General features: G+C 43.5%; 12 protein-coding genes and 1 pseudogene. 11 read left to right on the forward strand and 2 right to left on the reverse strand.

Annotation, left to right across the window (positions count from 1 at the left end; all coding sequences use genetic code 11):
* Nucleotides 1-2: 2 nt before the first annotated feature.
* The 9 genes from secA (at nt 3) to ABWY16_RS04285 (ending at nt 11,683) form a co-directional block, all read left to right on the forward strand.
* A complete protein-coding gene (secA, locus tag ABWY16_RS04245; RefSeq protein WP_353903407.1) occupies nt 3-3,266 on the forward strand; it encodes a preprotein translocase subunit SecA in 3,264 nt (1,087 codons plus the stop codon).
* Between the two features lie 67 nt (nt 3,267-3,333).
* Nucleotides 3,334-3,774 (forward strand): SPOR domain-containing protein, encoded by a 441-nt coding sequence (locus ABWY16_RS04250; RefSeq protein WP_353903408.1) that lies wholly within the window; start codon nt 3,334-3,336, stop codon nt 3,772-3,774.
* Complete coding sequence (locus ABWY16_RS04255; RefSeq protein ID WP_353903409.1) at nt 3,764-4,951, forward strand: M20 metallopeptidase family protein; 1,188 nt, start codon at nt 3,764-3,766, stop codon at nt 4,949-4,951. The genes ABWY16_RS04250 and ABWY16_RS04255 overlap by 11 nt, the downstream gene beginning before the upstream one ends.
* Before the next feature lie 4 nt (nt 4,952-4,955).
* Nucleotides 4,956-5,882, forward strand: coding sequence for a hypothetical protein (locus ABWY16_RS04260; protein WP_353903410.1), 927 nt, complete (start codon nt 4,956-4,958; stop codon nt 5,880-5,882).
* Between the two features lie 258 nt (nt 5,883-6,140).
* The gene (locus ABWY16_RS04265) at nt 6,141-7,397 is read left to right on the forward strand and encodes an alkaline phosphatase family protein (protein ID WP_353903411.1); all 1,257 of its coding nucleotides are present in this window, start codon (nt 6,141-6,143) and stop codon (nt 7,395-7,397) included.
* A gap of 86 nt (nt 7,398-7,483) precedes the next feature.
* Nucleotides 7,484-8,149 (forward strand): SGNH/GDSL hydrolase family protein, encoded by a 666-nt coding sequence (locus ABWY16_RS04270; RefSeq protein ID WP_353903412.1) that lies wholly within the window; start codon nt 7,484-7,486, stop codon nt 8,147-8,149.
* 9 nt (nt 8,150-8,158) lie between these two features.
* Nucleotides 8,159-10,141: a DNA primase gene (gene dnaG, locus ABWY16_RS04275; protein ID WP_353903413.1), complete on the forward strand. Its 1,983-nt coding sequence runs from the start codon at nt 8,159-8,161 to the stop codon at nt 10,139-10,141.
* A gap of 65 nt (nt 10,142-10,206) precedes the next feature.
* Complete coding sequence (locus ABWY16_RS04280) at nt 10,207-10,569, forward strand: YraN family protein (RefSeq protein WP_353903414.1); 363 nt, start codon at nt 10,207-10,209, stop codon at nt 10,567-10,569.
* A gap of 67 nt (nt 10,570-10,636) precedes the next feature.
* The gene (locus ABWY16_RS04285) at nt 10,637-11,683 is read left to right on the forward strand and encodes a glutaminyl-peptide cyclotransferase (protein WP_353903415.1); all 1,047 of its coding nucleotides are present in this window, start codon (nt 10,637-10,639) and stop codon (nt 11,681-11,683) included.
* A 1-nt stretch (nt 11,684) separates the two neighbouring features.
* Here ABWY16_RS04285 and ABWY16_RS04290 read toward each other — a convergent pair whose 3' ends face one another.
* Together ABWY16_RS04290 and pgi are read right to left on the reverse strand one after the other, a co-directional pair.
* Complete coding sequence (locus tag ABWY16_RS04290) at nt 11,685-12,248, reverse strand: DUF4251 domain-containing protein (protein ID WP_353903416.1); 564 nt, start codon at nt 12,246-12,248, stop codon at nt 11,685-11,687.
* An 84-nt stretch (nt 12,249-12,332) separates the two neighbouring features.
* A complete protein-coding gene (gene pgi, locus ABWY16_RS04295) occupies nt 12,333-13,979 on the reverse strand; it encodes a glucose-6-phosphate isomerase (RefSeq protein WP_353903417.1) in 1,647 nt (548 codons plus the stop codon).
* A 121-nt stretch (nt 13,980-14,100) separates the two neighbouring features.
* On the opposite strand from pgi, the gene ABWY16_RS04300 reads away from it, so the two are divergent.
* Together ABWY16_RS04300 and prfB are read left to right on the forward strand one after the other, a co-directional pair.
* Nucleotides 14,101-15,405 (forward strand): amidohydrolase, encoded by a 1,305-nt coding sequence (locus tag ABWY16_RS04300; RefSeq protein WP_353903418.1) that lies wholly within the window; start codon nt 14,101-14,103, stop codon nt 15,403-15,405.
* A gap of 16 nt (nt 15,406-15,421) precedes the next feature.
* Nucleotides 15,422-15,589: pseudogene (prfB, locus tag ABWY16_RS04305) on the forward strand (peptide chain release factor 2); the annotation flags it as partial.

A 15,589-nucleotide genomic window follows, 5' to 3' on the forward strand; every position in this document is an offset into this window, starting at 1 on the left:
ATATTAAGGCAATCCAACCACTTGTCATCAAAATAAATGAAGAATATGCTAAGCTTTCGGCTTTAAGCAATGACGAATTGCGTAACAAAACTGTCTATTTCAAAGACGTTATTGCCAAATCTTTAGCAGAAATCGATAATAAAATAAGTGGCCTCAAAGCTGATGCAGATGGTCAGGATTTGTCTTTACCGGAAAAAACTGCCATTTATGAGCAGATTGACCTTTTAGTTAAAGACAGGGACAAAGAACTTGAAGTAGTATTGCTGCAAATTCTTCCTGAAGCTTTTGCTGTTGTCAAAGAAACCTCAAGACGTTTTACAGAAAACCCGCAACTGGAAGTTACTGCTTCGGCTTACGACAGGGAATATGCTTCGCGCAGGGCGAATGTAAAAATTGAAGGTGATAAAGCTTTCTGGGCAAATACATGGGATGCTGCGGGCAGTACCGTACAGTGGAACATGGTTCACTATGATGTACAGCTGATCGGTGGTATCGTACTGCACAGTGGCAAGATCGCTGAGATGGCAACTGGTGAGGGTAAAACCCTGGTAAGTACATTACCGGCTTACCTGAACGCTTTGGCCGGACAAGGTGTACACATTGTAACAGTGAATGATTACCTGGCACGACGTGACTCGGAGTGGAACGGGCCTCTGTTTGAGTTCCATGGTTTAAGAGTTGATTGTATCGATAAACATGAGCCTAACTCACAGCAGCGCAGAGATGCTTACCTGGCTGATATTACTTATGGTACCAACAACGAATTTGGTTTTGATTACCTGCGTGATAACATGGCGCAGGAACCTGGACAACTGGTACAGCGCAAACTGCATTTCGCAATGGTGGATGAGGTCGATTCAGTATTGATCGATGATGCACGTACACCCTTAATCATTTCGGGACCTGTTCCTTTCGGAGATCAGCATGAGTTCCATGAGCTAAAACCAAGGATCGAACGCCTGGTGAATGCACAGCGTGAATACGTGTCCAAAGCTTTAAACGAAGCTAAGAAATTAATCAGCGACGGTAAAACCGGAACTGAAGAAGGTGAAGGTGGTTTGGCTTTATTAAGGGCACACCGTGGTTTACCAAAAAATAAGGCACTGATCAAGTTTTTAAGTGAGGGCGGCAACAAGCAGATCCTCTTGAAAACTGAAAACCATTATATGGCAGATCAGTCTAAGAACATGCCTAAAGTAGATTCACATCTTTATTTCTATATTGATGAGAAAAACAACCAGGTAGAGCTGACTGAAAAAGGAATTGAGCTGATTACCAAATCAGGTGAAGATGAGCATTTCTTCGTATTACCGGATGTAGGTACTGAAATCGCTGAGATTGAGAAATCAAAATTAGACAGCGAAGATAAAATCGCAAGGAAAGATGAGCTGATGCGCGATTACTCTATCAAAGCTGAACGTGTTCACTCGGTTAACCAGTTGCTGAAAGCCTATACCTTATTTGAGATCGATGTGGAATATATCATTGATGAAGGCAAGATCAAAATCGTAGATGAGCAAACAGGACGTATCATGGACGGCCGCCGTTATTCGGATGGCTTGCACCAGGCGATAGAAGCAAAAGAAAATGTGAAAGTTGAAGATGCTTCACAAACTTATGCTACGGTTACTTTACAGAACTTCTTCCGGATGTACCACAAGCTTTGCGGTATGACTGGTACGGCGACTACTGAAGCTGGTGAGTTCTGGTCGATCTACAAACTGGATGTGGTAGAAATACCTACCAACAGGGTAATGTCGAGAAAAGACGAGCAGGATTACGTTTACCGTACGATCCGCGAAAAATACAATGCAGTTGCAGAGGAGATCGTAAAATTAACTGAAGCAGGCCGCCCGGTACTGGTAGGTACTACATCAGTAGAGATTTCTGAGCTTTTAAGCCGCATGCTGAAACTGAGAGGTATCAAACACAATGTACTAAACGCTAAAATGCACCAGAAAGAGGCTGACATCGTAGCCGAAGCTGGTCAGGCAGGAACTGTAACTATTGCCACCAACATGGCTGGTCGTGGTACGGATATTAAACTGGGTGCCGGTGTGAAAGAAGCAGGGGGTCTGGCCATCGTAGGTACAGAACGCCATGAATCACGCCGTGTAGACAGACAGTTGCGTGGTCGTGCAGGTCGTCAGGGTGATCCGGGTTCATCCCAGTTCTTCGTTTCACTTGAAGATAATTTGATGCGTTTGTTCGGTTCTGAGCGTATCTCCAATATCATGGTAAAAATGGGTATTGAAGACGGCGAAGTGATCCAGCATTCAATGATCACAAAATCCATTGAGCGGGCACAGAAAAAAGTTGAAGAGAACAACTTTGGTATCCGTAAGCGTTTACTGGAATATGATGATGTAATGAACTCACAACGTTCGGTAATTTACTCAAAACGTAAAAATGCCCTGTTTGGTGAGCGTTTGGATGTTGACATGAACAATATGGTATTTGATGTTGCTGAAGATGTGGTATCAGAGTACAAAGAAGAAGGTAACTATGAAGGCTTCAAATTGGAAGTCATCAAAAACTTCTCGCTTGATACAGCAATTACAGAAGCAGAATTCAGTTCGAGAAGTGTGCATATCTTAACAGATAAATTGTTCGAAGAAGCTGTTGCGTTCTATACCAGAAAATCAGATGCGATCATCAGTCAGGCGATGCCGGTATTAACACAGGTTTTCGAAGAACGTGGAGACCATGTAGAACAGATCGTTGTTCCTTTCACTGACGGAATCAGGAGTGTACAGGTAGCAGTTGATTTGAAAAAAGCAATGCTGAACGACGGAAGAGAAGTTACCAAATCTTTCGAAAAAACAATTGTTCTGGCTTTGATTGATGAGTCATGGAAAGAGCACCTGCGTGAAATGGACGAGTTAAAGCAGTCGGTACAAAACGCGGTCTACGAGCAGAAAGACCCGCTGATCATCTATAAAATGGAAGCCTTCAATCTGTTCAAAAACATGTTGAACGCAGTTAATAAAGAAGTAGTAAGTTTCTTATATAAAGGTGGCATCCCTGTACAACAGGAAGCAGATGACCTTAGAGAAGCTCAGGCACCAAAACCTGCAAGCAAGCTGAAGTTATCCAAACCTGAATTTGCTTCGGCTACAGGGGCAGCAGCTGAAGTTCAGTTTGATGATACCCGTGAGCAGGCGCCACAGCAACCGGTACGTAAAGAAGTAACGATCGGAAGAAATGACCCTTGTTTCTGCGGAAGCGGAAAGAAATACAAAAACTGCCATGGTGCAGGAATGTAATTTGTAATACACACAAAGAATGCCGATTTTTGTAAAAAGAAGTCGGCATTCTTTTTTTATAAACCTTATGAAATTATTAGTTACGCTGATTATTTGCTGTTTTACCCTTTCCCTTTCTGCCCAGAAAAGAGGCGTGGTTACAGTCATTAAAGACCCGCTGATTGACAGCCTGATCGAAAGACGGATTGAGCTCAGCAAGAAAACCACTACAGTTACCATCCGCAGAGATGGTCCTATTGTATCCCAGATGGGATACCGCGTACAGATATTTTACGGGTCAGACCGCAGGGAGGTGTTTAGTGAACAGCAGCGTTTTAAAAGCACCTACCCAAAAGTCAATACCTATATCACTTACAAAGAACCTAATTATTACTTACGTGCAGGGGATTTCAGGACACGCCTTGAAGCCCAGCGGATGATGAATGAACTGCGGCCGGTATTTGCCACGCTGTTCGTTATCAGAGAGAAGATTAATGCACCCAGTTTAGAGCAGAGCAATGATAAATAAAGAGCAGATTCAACATTTAGCAACTACCATTTTTGAAGAGGTGGTAGCTTACCGTCGTCATCTTCATGCCAATCCGGAACTGTCGTTTAAAGAATTTCAAACTTCGGCCTTTGTGAAATCTAAACTGGAGGAATGGGGAATACCTTTTGAAGGAATTGCCAATACCGGTGTGGTGGGTTTAATTACAGGAGATCTGCCATCTGATCAGATCATCGCCCTGCGTGGTGATATGGATGCACTGCCAATCAATGAGGCGAATGACAAACCCTATATCTCAAAAAATCCGGGTGTAATGCATGCCTGCGGACATGATGTACATACTTCTTCTCTACTTGGAGCAGCATATATCCTAAATAGTATGAAAGCTGAATTCGGCGGTACAGTCAAACTGATCTTTCAGCCCGGTGAAGAAGTTTTACCCGGCGGAGCAAGTATTATGATTGCAGAAGGCGTACTGGAGAATCCTAAACCCCAGCATATTATCGGTCAGCATGTAATGCCCCTGATCGATGCAGGAAAAGTCGGTTTCCGTTCGGGTATCTATATGGCATCCACAGATGAGCTGTATGTAACTGTACATGGAAAAGGCGGGCATGGCGCACAGCCACAACAAAATATTGATCCGGTACTGATCAGTGCACATATACTAGTTGCGCTGCAGCAAATTGTTAGCCGTAACGCTGATCCGAGACTTCCTTCTGTGTTGTCCTTTGGAAAAGTGATTGCCAACGGGGCTACCAATATCATTCCGAATGAAGTAAAAATGGAAGGTACTTTCAGGACGCTAAATGAGGACTGGCGTAAGGAAGCGAAACGCCTGATGAAAAAGATGGCCGAAGGAATTGCAGAAAGCATGGGCGGAAGCTGTGAATTCAGGATTATGGACGGTTATCCTTTCCTGATCAACGAAGAGAAACTGACTGCCAATGCACGTGCATTGGCAGAAGATTACTTGGGTAAAGAAAATGTAGTGGACCTGGATATCTGGATGGCAGCAGAAGATTTTGCTTATTATTCTCAGGTGACTGACGCTTGTTTCTACCGTTTGGGTACAGGAAATGCTGCCAAAGACACCAAATACTCTGTACATCATCCAAACTTCGATGTGGATGAGGATGCCCTGAAAATATCAACAGGTTTGATGGCTTATATCGCTCTGAAACAGCTTGGGAATTAATTTCATGACCAGAAGAATTTTACTTGCTGCACTTGTTCTATGCGGGCTGAATTTGTCTGCACAGCAGATAGACCGGTTTAACCCGGATACAATCAAAACGATTACACTGGATTCGAACGTGAATATCGTTGCCCAGAAACTCAGTGTGGAGACGTTCATTAGGGCAGTGACTACAGATACTACGTTTTACGCGGCGTTCAGGAGGATGAAAGCGCATAGTTTTATCGCAGAAAACCGCATCTATACGTACGATAAGAAGAACAACGTTAACGGTAAGATCTACAGGAAGATCAGGCATTCAGTTCGCCCTGCCAAAATGGAATACCTGCTGAAACAGGATACAGGGAAGGTGTTTAAAAAGAACGGGAAGTACCAGCTATATACGGTAGAGATGTTTGATTACATTTTTATGAATGCATACAAATCTGACTTTGTTTCTGATGCACCTTCTGCCAGCCCTAGGGGAGATTCCAATGAGAGTTACAAAAGCAAGCTCAAAACGCTGATTTTTAATCCTGGCAGACCTGTAAAAGGTATCCCTTTTATTGGCAGCAAAACTGAGATCTTTACGGCCAATATGCGCCAGTATTACGACTACAGCTTTCAGAGCGGCACTTATCTGGATTCTATTCCGGTTTACCGCTTCAGGGTAATCGTTAAGGATGGACTGAGCAACTGGACAAAGGATGGACTGATGATCAAAGAGCTGGTGACAATTTTTGACAAGCGCAACTTTGCGATATTAGGGCGTTATGTAGATATGAAATACAGCAATATGCTGTTCGACTTTGATGTGCAGATGAACATTGAAATGAGCTATTTTGGCGAAGAGAAACTGCCTTCAAAGATTACCTATCAGGGAAACTGGAATATCCCTTTCAAGAAGGAAGAGCGGGCCAGTTTTCTGATCCTGCATAAGGACTATCATTAAGGCGGGTATTAAAGTTTAATCATCCAGCCGCAATTATCGAAAAATCATCGTTGACAGAACGACGATTATTGTTTTCTGTCGTTCTGTGGATGACAATTTTACTGGAATGGTTTTCTTTCCCGGCAGTCAGGAGCCGAAGAAATTAAAATCAGATATACCATCTGTAAGGATATTGTAGCTTTGCGTAATTAATTGATAATGCATCTTAATGGAGATTGCGTAAATTGCGCCCGACTTTATTTACCTAATCATTTGTTCATGAAAAAAGTGCTGACATTCCTCGCGCTGTCATTTTGTATCAGCGGTTTATTTGCACAAACCGATACAGTTTCCCATATTATTGCCGGACGCAGCAATACTGAAGAACAACAGAAAAAACCATACGTCATCCTGATTTCTGCAGATGGTTTCAGATATGACTATGCGAAAAAATACCATGCCGGTCATTTACTGGAACTGAGCAGCAATGGGGTGCAGGCTAAAGCAATGATTCCTTCATTCCCTTCGGTAACCTTTCCCAATCATTATACGCTGGTCACCGGTATGTACCCTTCTCATCATGGTCTGGTGAACAATAGCTTTTACAATTCTGAAAAGAATGACCAGTACAACATGAGCAATAAACTCAAAGTAACAGATGCTAAATGGTATGGCGGTACGCCTTTATGGGTACTGGCAGAACAGCAGCATATGCTCGCGGCAAGTCTCTTCTGGGTAGGCTCAGAAGCAGCTATCAGAGGAGTAAGGCCTACTTACTACTACAACTATACTGAAAAAATCAGTATGCCTGAGCGAATTGAAATCGTACTTAACTGGTTAAAACTGCCTGCAGAAAAAAGGCCTCACCTCATCACTTTCTATCTTTCTGAACCGGATCATTCGGCCCATCATTTTGGTCCGGAAACTCCGGAAGCAGAAGCTGCGGTACAACGGGTAGATTCTGTGGTATACCAGCTCACACAAGCCGTTAAAGCTACAGGACTTCCGGTAAATTTCGTCTTCGTTTCTGATCATGGAATGACGCAGGTAGACACTGCAAATCCTATCCCTGCGCCGAAGGTTATTGATGCAGCTAAATTCAAGATTATATATTCCAGTACAACGCTTTCCCTGTATGCTAAAGACAAAGCAGATATAAAACCTATGTACCAAGCACTGCGGAAATCGGCTAAAGATTATAAAGTTTATCTCAAAACGGAAGTGCCGGCGAGACTGCATTACGGGGCAGAAGATGACAGGATGAACCGTATTGGTGATATTCTCCTGATACCTGACTGGCCGAGGGTGTTCTCGGAGAAAACGCCTGGAATGGGGCACCATGGTTTTGATCCCCGCAAAGTAAAAGACATGCAGGCTACGTTTTTTGCATGGGGGCCTGGCTTCAAAGAACATCTTAAAATTCCGGCATTTGAGAATGTCAATGTCTATCCGCTGATTATTAATATCCTGGGGCTGAGTTATACAGAGCAGATTGACGGTAAAATGGAAGTTCTCCGGAAAGTGTTAAAAAAGTAAAATACTTTAACCCGCTCTACATAACAGCGGAATTGGCTATATTTGAGTTACGTCTCAAAATGACATTTATAGACCAAATTAATTGTATGAAAAAACTAATTAAACCTATCCTTTACCTGGTGGCATGCTGTTTTGCCATCTCGCTGTTAGCTATGAATGTAAAACCTAAAAAGATCATTTTCTTTGGTGATTCCATTACCCAGCAGGGCGTTGCCAGCGGCGGGTACGTGAACCTGATCAAAAAAGCACTTGATTCTTCAAAGTATGAAGTAATTGGAGCCGGTATCGGCGGAAATAAAGTATATGATCTTTATCTTCGCCTCGAAGAGGATGTGCTCAATAAAAAACCGGATCTTGTAGTGATCTATATCGGAGTAAACGATGTATGGCATAAACAGACATCACATACCGGTACTGATCTCGATAAATTTGTGAAGTTTTACCAGGCGTTGATCAATAAGATCCAGGCCGGAAATGCCAAAGTAATTCTTTGCACTCCCGCTGTTATAGGCGAGAAAAAAGGCGGCAGGAATGAAATGGACGCAGAACTTGATAAGTTTTGCGAGGCTATCCGTCAGCTCGCACTCAAAAATAAATTACCATTGGTGGATCTGAGAAAGCAGTTTGTGGATTATGATCTGGCAAACAATCCGGATGATGCTGCAAAAGGTGTGCTGACCACAGATGGTGTACATTTAAACCCAAAAGGCAACCAGTCTTTAGCAGACGTGTTGTTGCCGCTATTGAAGTAATTCATATTAATGATATATCAGGATACCATTAACAAAATCATGGACACCGCCCGTATTGAGGAGGTTGTTGGTGATTTTGTGTCTCTGAAGAAACGCGGTACCAGCTTAATCGGCAACTGCCCCTTTCATAACGAGAAGACCCCTTCTTTCCACGTATCTGTTACCAAAGGTATATATAAATGCTTTGGCTGCGGCAAGGGAGGTGATGCTGTGCATTTTATCATGGATCATGAAAAGTACTCCTATCCGGAGGCTTTAAAATATCTTGCACAGAAGTATAACATCGAGGTTGAAGAAAAAGAACAAAGTCCGCAGGACGTTGAGGCCAATAATGCCCGTGAAAGTTTATATGTGGTGTCGCTCTATGCGGCGAATTATTTTTCAAATGAACTCTGGACTGGAGAGCAGGGCCGGGCAATCGGACTCAGCTACTTTAAGGAAAGGGGTTTCAGGGAAGATATCATCAGGAAATTTGAACTGGGTTACTCACCTGATCAGTGGGATGCGCTGATTTTAAGTGCAAAAGCTGCCGGGCACAAGGAGGAATACCTTGAACGTACGGGCTTATCTGTCCGTAACGAGAAGGGAAGGGTGTACGACAGGTTCCGCGGACGGGTAATGTTCCCGATTCATAACTTTACCGGAAGAGTCATCGGTTTTGGCGGAAGAACGCTGAAAACAGATAAAAATGTTCCCAAGTATGTCAACTCTCCTGAAAGTGACATCTACCATAAATCGAACGTTCTGTATGGATTGTTCCAGGCTAAAAAGGCAATCCGCGAGTTTGATAACTGTTACCTCGTAGAGGGGTATGCTGATGTACTTTCGGTACATCAGGCCGGTATAGAGAACGTAGTGGCCTCATCAGGTACTTCGCTTACGGTTGAGCAGATCAGGCTGATAGGACGCTTTACGCAGAACGTTACCATTCTGTATGATGGAGATGCTGCAGGGATCAAAGCGTCGCTCCGCGGGCTCGATATGATCCTGGAGGAAGGGCTGAATGTGAAAGTGGTAAACTTTCCTGACGGCCATGATCCGGATTCATACATGCACAAGGTAGGTGCCGGAGCTTTTAAACTTTATATTGAAAATAACCGCAAGGATTTTATCCTGTATAAAGCGGATATCCTGCTGAAGGAAGCCGGGACAGACCCGATCAAACGGGCTGGCATCATCAGGGATATCGTAGAAAGTATTGCGAAGATCCCTGACGATATCAAGGCTTCTGTTTTTATAAGGGAATGCAGCCGACTGCTGCAGGTAGAAGAACGCATGCTGCTGACCGAACTCAACAAGATAAAGTCGGCCAAAAGCAAAAAGACTTTTTCACAGCAGAATCCGCAGAGACAGCAGTTCTCTCCGGGCCTGGGTTCCGCTTCTGCTGCACCTGACGGGCCGCCGGAAAATCTGTTTGACGATAACTTCTCTCCGGATCTGCCCGAGCTGGAAAGCAGTGTTGACAATGACCAGCTGCAGGAACATGAGATCGTAAGGCTTTTACTGGCCTTTGGGCATGAGCTGGTGAGCTGGGACAATATCGACAATATGTATATCGGCTCGTTTATCATGCAGAACCTTGCTGACGTGACCTTTGAAGACGAGGTTTGCAGGCTCATCATTGAGAATTACAAGGAGGAGATTGAAAATGGGCATTTGCCGGTAGCAAACCAGTTCATTAAAAATGAGAACCGGACAATCGCTGATCTGGCCATTACTTTGTCCACGTCACCCTATTCGCTGAGTGAAAACTGGTACAACAAACACCAGATCTATGTAAGAGATGAAACAGTAAACTTAAAGGCGACGATTCTGGGCGGACTTTTTCACCTGAAAAAGCGCAAGGTAGACCGCATTCTGCTGGGTTTATTGCAGGAAATTAAAACTGAAAATGATCCTGTGAACCAGGAGATACTGATGCAGCGGTATGCCTACATTAAAAATGTAGAAAGGGAGATCTCTAAATTTCTGGGTTCTGTGATACTGAAATAAATAGCTGTAGCAAATTGGAACAACTGGAATAATAGTAATACTGGGAATGGCTTAAAGTAAATACAATGGCAGAACATAACGAACTGGGCAGGTACGGAGAGCTTTTGGCAAAGTCTTACCTGGAGAAGCTTGGCTACATGATACTGGAGATGAACTGGGTTTATGGGAAGGCGGAGATCGACCTGATTGCTTTTTACGAGGGTACACTTATTTTTGTGGAAGTGAAAACCCGGAGGGCTTCGGATCATGGGGAGCCTGAAGATTTTGTGGACTGGAAAAAGGAAAAGCAGCTGGAGTTTGCGTCGGCAGCTTATATCGAGAAAAAGAACCATCAGGGGGAGATTCGTTTCGACATTCTTGCAATTGTTTTTGAAAATAAGGAACTTTATAAAATTAATCATATTGAAGACGCATTCTGGCCTTCGTAATACCTTTAAAATGTTTTTAAAACCTGTTGTAATCCACATATTAAAATGCGCTCTAAACCGTTCTCAAATGATATCTCTGGCTGGTGTGCTTGTCGCAATAACTCTTATCAGTTCCTGTAAAAACGAAGGCGGAAAGGATCAGGTGCCGGGATTTAAAATACCGGAACAGGGGCAGACCTATGGTTTGGGCGAAGAGGTAAAAGTACAGCTGGACATGCCTGCAGAAAGCAAGGTAACCAATGTAAGTTACCTCCTTGATGGCAAGGCTATAGGTTCAAAAACCAGTAAGGATCCGTTTACAATTCAGACGGCTGATCTTTCGCTGGGATATAAATTGATTTCAGCAGTAGTGGACAATGGTGAAAAGAAAGACACGGTAACGATTAACATAGTGCTGAAATCTGCGGTTAAACCTGCTGAATTTACCTATAAGTTAGTGAATGTGTTTCCTCATGATACAAGTTCATATACGCAGGGCCTGGAATACCACAACGGCAGATTCCTGGAAAGTACAGGAGAGTATGGTGAGTCTACTCTCAGATGGGTTGCCCTGGAGTCGGGGAAGGCGCTGGAGCGCATTGCTATTGACAAGAAGTATTTTGCTGAGGGTTCTTCACTTGTAGGCGATAAAATTGTTATGCTGACCTGGAAAGAGGATATCGGATTTATTTATGATGCGAAATCACTCAAGCAGCTAAGCACTTTTCCTTACCAGAACAGCAGGGAAGGATGGGGACTAACCTACGATGGTCAGCACCTGATCAAGTCTGACGGTACCAACCGGATTTGGTTCCTGAACAGCACGGATTATAAGGAAGAAAGTTATATTGATGTATATGATAACAATGGACAGGTAGATGAACTCAATGAACTGGAATACATCGATGGAAAGATCTTTGCAAACATCTATCAGACCGATAAGATTGCTGTAATTGACCCCAAGAACGGCGCTGTAGAACGATATATTGATCTGACTGGTATCTTGCCGGCTAAAGACAAATTTCCTAACACAGACGTTCTGAACGGGATTGCCTGGGATACTGCAGGGAAACGTCTTTTTGTAACCGGAAAGAAATACCCGAAACTGTTCCAAATTAGTCTGGTGGCTAAATAGGTTAGCTTTTTTTCTTCGGTTTGGTCTCGGCGATGTATCCGTTAAAGGTAATTGACTGCTGGTTGTTGTTATTGACTGTCAGTGTGCCGTATCCGGATTCTGTAATTACCAGGTTTAAGGTGTAATTGTCCTTAACATCCTTGGGGCGAACTGCGATATTCCATCCGCCTTTTTTACGGGGACTGCTTTTATAATCAAACTTTTTAGTTTTGAACTTGATCCCATTCTCATCAAGTGTTCCATATTTAGGGGTGTAGGATCTGCCGTAGTATGGAAGGTAAGATACCACGCTGTCTTTTGTGACAGAGAGGTCATAGCTGGAGCCGCTCAGGTTGATCGTTCCGCCGCCGTTGTAACCGGGCATCCTGTTCATGATCTGGTTGATGTCAGCAGCATTCAGCGGAAGAGCTGTAGTAGCTACGAAAACATAGTTTTGTGCTTCAACGATACGGGCGGTAGTCACATTATCGGTCTGGGCCTTAGATTTTACCGCAGTAAACAGCAGGGCAATAAGCAAAATATTTTTAAGCGTTTTCATCTGTACAGGTTTAATTGGTATGTTCATATTTGATTAGTTAACCTTATAAAGGTTTAATTACTCTATAAATATACCAAAAATAAACAGATGAAAACGCTAATATTAAGCTTCTTATCTCCAGCTCTTATACTGGTTAATCAGCCCGTTTGTAGAACCGTCATGAGAGGAAACAGGTTCGTCTCCTTTAAGCTCCGGTAAGATACTTTTTGCCAGTTGTTTTCCCAGTTCAACACCCCATTGATCGAAACTGAAGATATTCCATATAATTCCCTGTACAAAGATTTTGTGCTCGTAAATAGCGATCAGAGTTCCCAGGCTGCGTGGTGTTACCTTTTTCAACAGGATAGAATTGGTTGGCCTGTTACCTTCAAAAACTTTGAAAGGTGAGAGCTTTTTGATCTCTTCGTCAGTCTTACCATCTTTTTTTAACTCAGCATTTACCTGTTCTTCGGTTTTACCGTTCATCAGGGCTTCAGTCTGTGCAAAGAAGTTTGACAGCAGGATCGGGTGGTGCTCACCTATCGGGTTCAGGCTTTGTGCCGGAGCGATAAAATCGCATGGGATCAAACGTGTTCCCTGGTGGATGAGCTGATAGAATGCATGCTGACCATTAGTACCTGGTTCGCCCCAGATGATTGGTCCTGTTTCATAAGTTACTTCTTCGCCATTGCGGTCTACGTGTTTACCATTACTTTCCATATCTCCCTGCTGGAAATAGGCTGCAAAGCGGTGCATGTACTGATCATAAGGCAGGATTGCCTGTGTTTCTGCATCGAAGAAGTTGATATACCATACACCCAGTAATCCAAGGATCACAGGGATGTTGTTCTCGAATGGAGTGCTTTCAAAATGCTGATCTGCCGCATGTGCACCTTCCAGCAATTGCTTGAAGTTATCAAAACCAACACTTAAAGCGATAGGCAGTCCGATAGCGCTCCAAAGTGAATATCTGCCACCAACCCAGTCCCAGAAACCGAACATGTTTTCAGTATCGATACCAAAAGCAGATACGTCTTTGGCATTGGTAGAAAGCGCAGCGAAGTGTTTAGCTACATCTTCCTGTTTTCCGCCTTTGCTCAGGAACCAGTCTTTAGCAGTATTTGCGTTAGTAAGTGTCTCCTGTGTAGTGAAAGTTTTTGAAGCGATGATGAATAGTGTAGTTTCAGGATCTACAACTTTCAGGGCTTCGGCCATGTGTGTACCATCAATATTGGATACAAAATGCATGGTCAGGTGGTTTTTGTAAGCTTTAAGCGCTTCTGTTACCATTACCGGACCAAGGTCAGAGCCGCCGATACCGATATTTACGACATCAGTGATAGGCTTACCGGTATAACCTTTCCATGAACCTGAAATAATCTGCTCAGAGAATTTCTGCATTTTAGCCAATACAGCATTCACATCATCCATTATATTAACGCCATCAGCAAGGATCGGCGTGTTGCTCTGGTTACGTAAAGCAATATGCAGTACCGCACGGTCTTCAGTCTGGTTGATCTTATCCCCGCTAAACATCGCCTTAATGGCTTCATCCAGCTTGCATTCTTTTGCTAATTGCAGCAGTAAGGCAATGGTTTCATCATTAATTCTGTTCTTTGAATAGTCTAAAAGAATATCTTCAAAAATTACTGAAAACTTCTCAAAACGCTTTTCGTCTTCTGCGAACAGCTGTTTTAAGTTTTTGTCATTGATATCAATGAAGTGATCAGCCAGGTATTTGTAGGCTGCGGTCTCTGTAAAGTTTACGGTTGGAAGCATAATGTGGTATTTTTTTTAAATGTACTGGTTTAATTCTATTGATGAAGCTAGTAACAATATTTCTGCCGATAAAATAAATCTCGGAAGATTCGATTATATTTAAGGTAAAAATAACGCTCATATGAAAAGATTTTACTTTGTCCTGTTGATCCTGAGTTCTGCAAATGCGTTTGCACAGAAAAATACAATGAGGGCTGAGGTCGCAAAAAAAGCTGCCGGCATTGAACAGAAAGTGATTGCGTGGCGCCGCGATTTCCATGAACATCCTGAATTGGGTAACGAAGAACTGCGTACTTCAGAAATCATCACCAAACATTTACAGTCGCTGGGCATGATAGTTACTGCCGGAGTGGCCAAAACAGGGGTTATAGGTCTTCTTCAGGGCGGTAAACCAGGACCGGTAGTTGCACTTCGTGCTGATATGGACGGCCTGCCAGTAACTGAGCGCGTAAAACTTCCCTTTGCCTCCAAAGTAAAGACTACTTACAACGGGCAGGAAACTGGGATCATGCATGCCTGCGGACATGATTCACATATGGCAATTCTGATGGGGGTAGCCGAAGTACTGGCTTCGATGAAAAAAGATATCCCGGGGACGATAAAGTTTATCTTCCAGCCTGCTGAAGAAGGAGTGCAGTCGGGCGAGCTCAGCGGTGCAGAACTAATGGTTAAAGAAAATGTGCTGAAAAACCCGGCAGTAGAGGTTATTTTCGGGCTGCATATCAATTCCCAAACTCCTGTGGGCAATATTTCTTACCGCCCGGGAGGGATAATGGCAGCCGTAAACGATATGAAGATCACCGTAAGGGGCAGACAGGCACACGGGGCTTATCCATGGAGCAGTATAGATCCTGTAGTAATATCAGCGCAGATCATCAATAACCTGCAGACTATAGTAAGCCGCAACCTGAACGTTACCGAAAATGCAGGTGTGGTAACAATAGGCTCTATCCAGGGAGGGATCAGATCGAATATAATTCCTGAAAAGGTGGAGATGCTGGGTACTGTAAGAAACCTCAGCAAGGAAGATGAAGCGATGTTTATCGACAGGATCAAAACGATAGTGACCAAAACTGCGGAAGCCGGAGGGGCAACTGCCGAAGTGAAAATTCCCTTCAGCTATCATTACCCGGTTACCTTTAATGATCCTGCACTGACTGCTAAAATGTTGCCGAGTTTAAAGGCTACTGCGGGAGCTGATCATGTGCGGCTAAAGCCTGCTGTAACCGGAGGGGAAGATTTTTCATTTTACCAGGAGAAGATACCCGGCCTGTTTATTTTCCTTGGCGGTATGCCTAAGGGGCAGGACCCGCTGAAGGCCCCATCACACCATACCCCGGATTTCTTTATCGATGAAAGTGGCTTTGTACTGGGAGTTAATGCATTATCTAATCTGGCGCTGGATTATATGACGATGAAGAAATAATTATATATTTGTGGGTATGACAAAAGAACAAATACAGGATTTAAGGGACAGAGTAGCGTCGCTGAGGAGGCATCTTTGACGTCGAAACCCGACTCGAAGCTATTTATATAGAACAGGAGCTTACCTTACAACCGGATTTTTGGGATGATCCCAAAAAGGCCGAAAAGCATTTGGCAGAAATGAA

The organism is Pedobacter sp., from assembly GCF_040513095.1.
In the GTDB taxonomy this organism is placed as follows: Bacteria; Bacteroidota; Bacteroidia; order Sphingobacteriales; family Sphingobacteriaceae; genus Pedobacter.

Coding starts and splice junctions, on each gene's coding strand:
- ABWY16_RS04250 (WP_353903408.1), top strand. CDS start 3,334: ATGAAATTATTAGTTACGCTGATTATTTGCTGTTTTACCCTTTCCCTT.
- ABWY16_RS04255 (WP_353903409.1), top strand. CDS start 3,764: ATGATAAATAAAGAGCAGATTCAACATTTAGCAACTACCATTTTTGAA.
- ABWY16_RS04260 (WP_353903410.1), top strand. CDS start 4,956: ATGACCAGAAGAATTTTACTTGCTGCACTTGTTCTATGCGGGCTGAAT.
- ABWY16_RS04265 (WP_353903411.1), top strand. CDS start 6,141: ATGAAAAAAGTGCTGACATTCCTCGCGCTGTCATTTTGTATCAGCGGT.
- ABWY16_RS04270 (WP_353903412.1), top strand. CDS start 7,484: ATGAAAAAACTAATTAAACCTATCCTTTACCTGGTGGCATGCTGTTTT.
- dnaG (WP_353903413.1), top strand. CDS start 8,159: ATGATATATCAGGATACCATTAACAAAATCATGGACACCGCCCGTATT.
- ABWY16_RS04280 (WP_353903414.1), top strand. CDS start 10,207: ATGGCAGAACATAACGAACTGGGCAGGTACGGAGAGCTTTTGGCAAAG.
- ABWY16_RS04285 (WP_353903415.1), top strand. CDS start 10,637: ATGATATCTCTGGCTGGTGTGCTTGTCGCAATAACTCTTATCAGTTCC.
- ABWY16_RS04290 (WP_353903416.1), bottom strand. CDS start 12,248: ATGAACATACCAATTAAACCTGTACAGATGAAAACGCTTAAAAATATT.
- pgi (WP_353903417.1), bottom strand. CDS start 13,979: ATGCTTCCAACCGTAAACTTTACAGAGACCGCAGCCTACAAATACCTG.
- ABWY16_RS04300 (WP_353903418.1), top strand. CDS start 14,101: ATGAAAAGATTTTACTTTGTCCTGTTGATCCTGAGTTCTGCAAATGCG.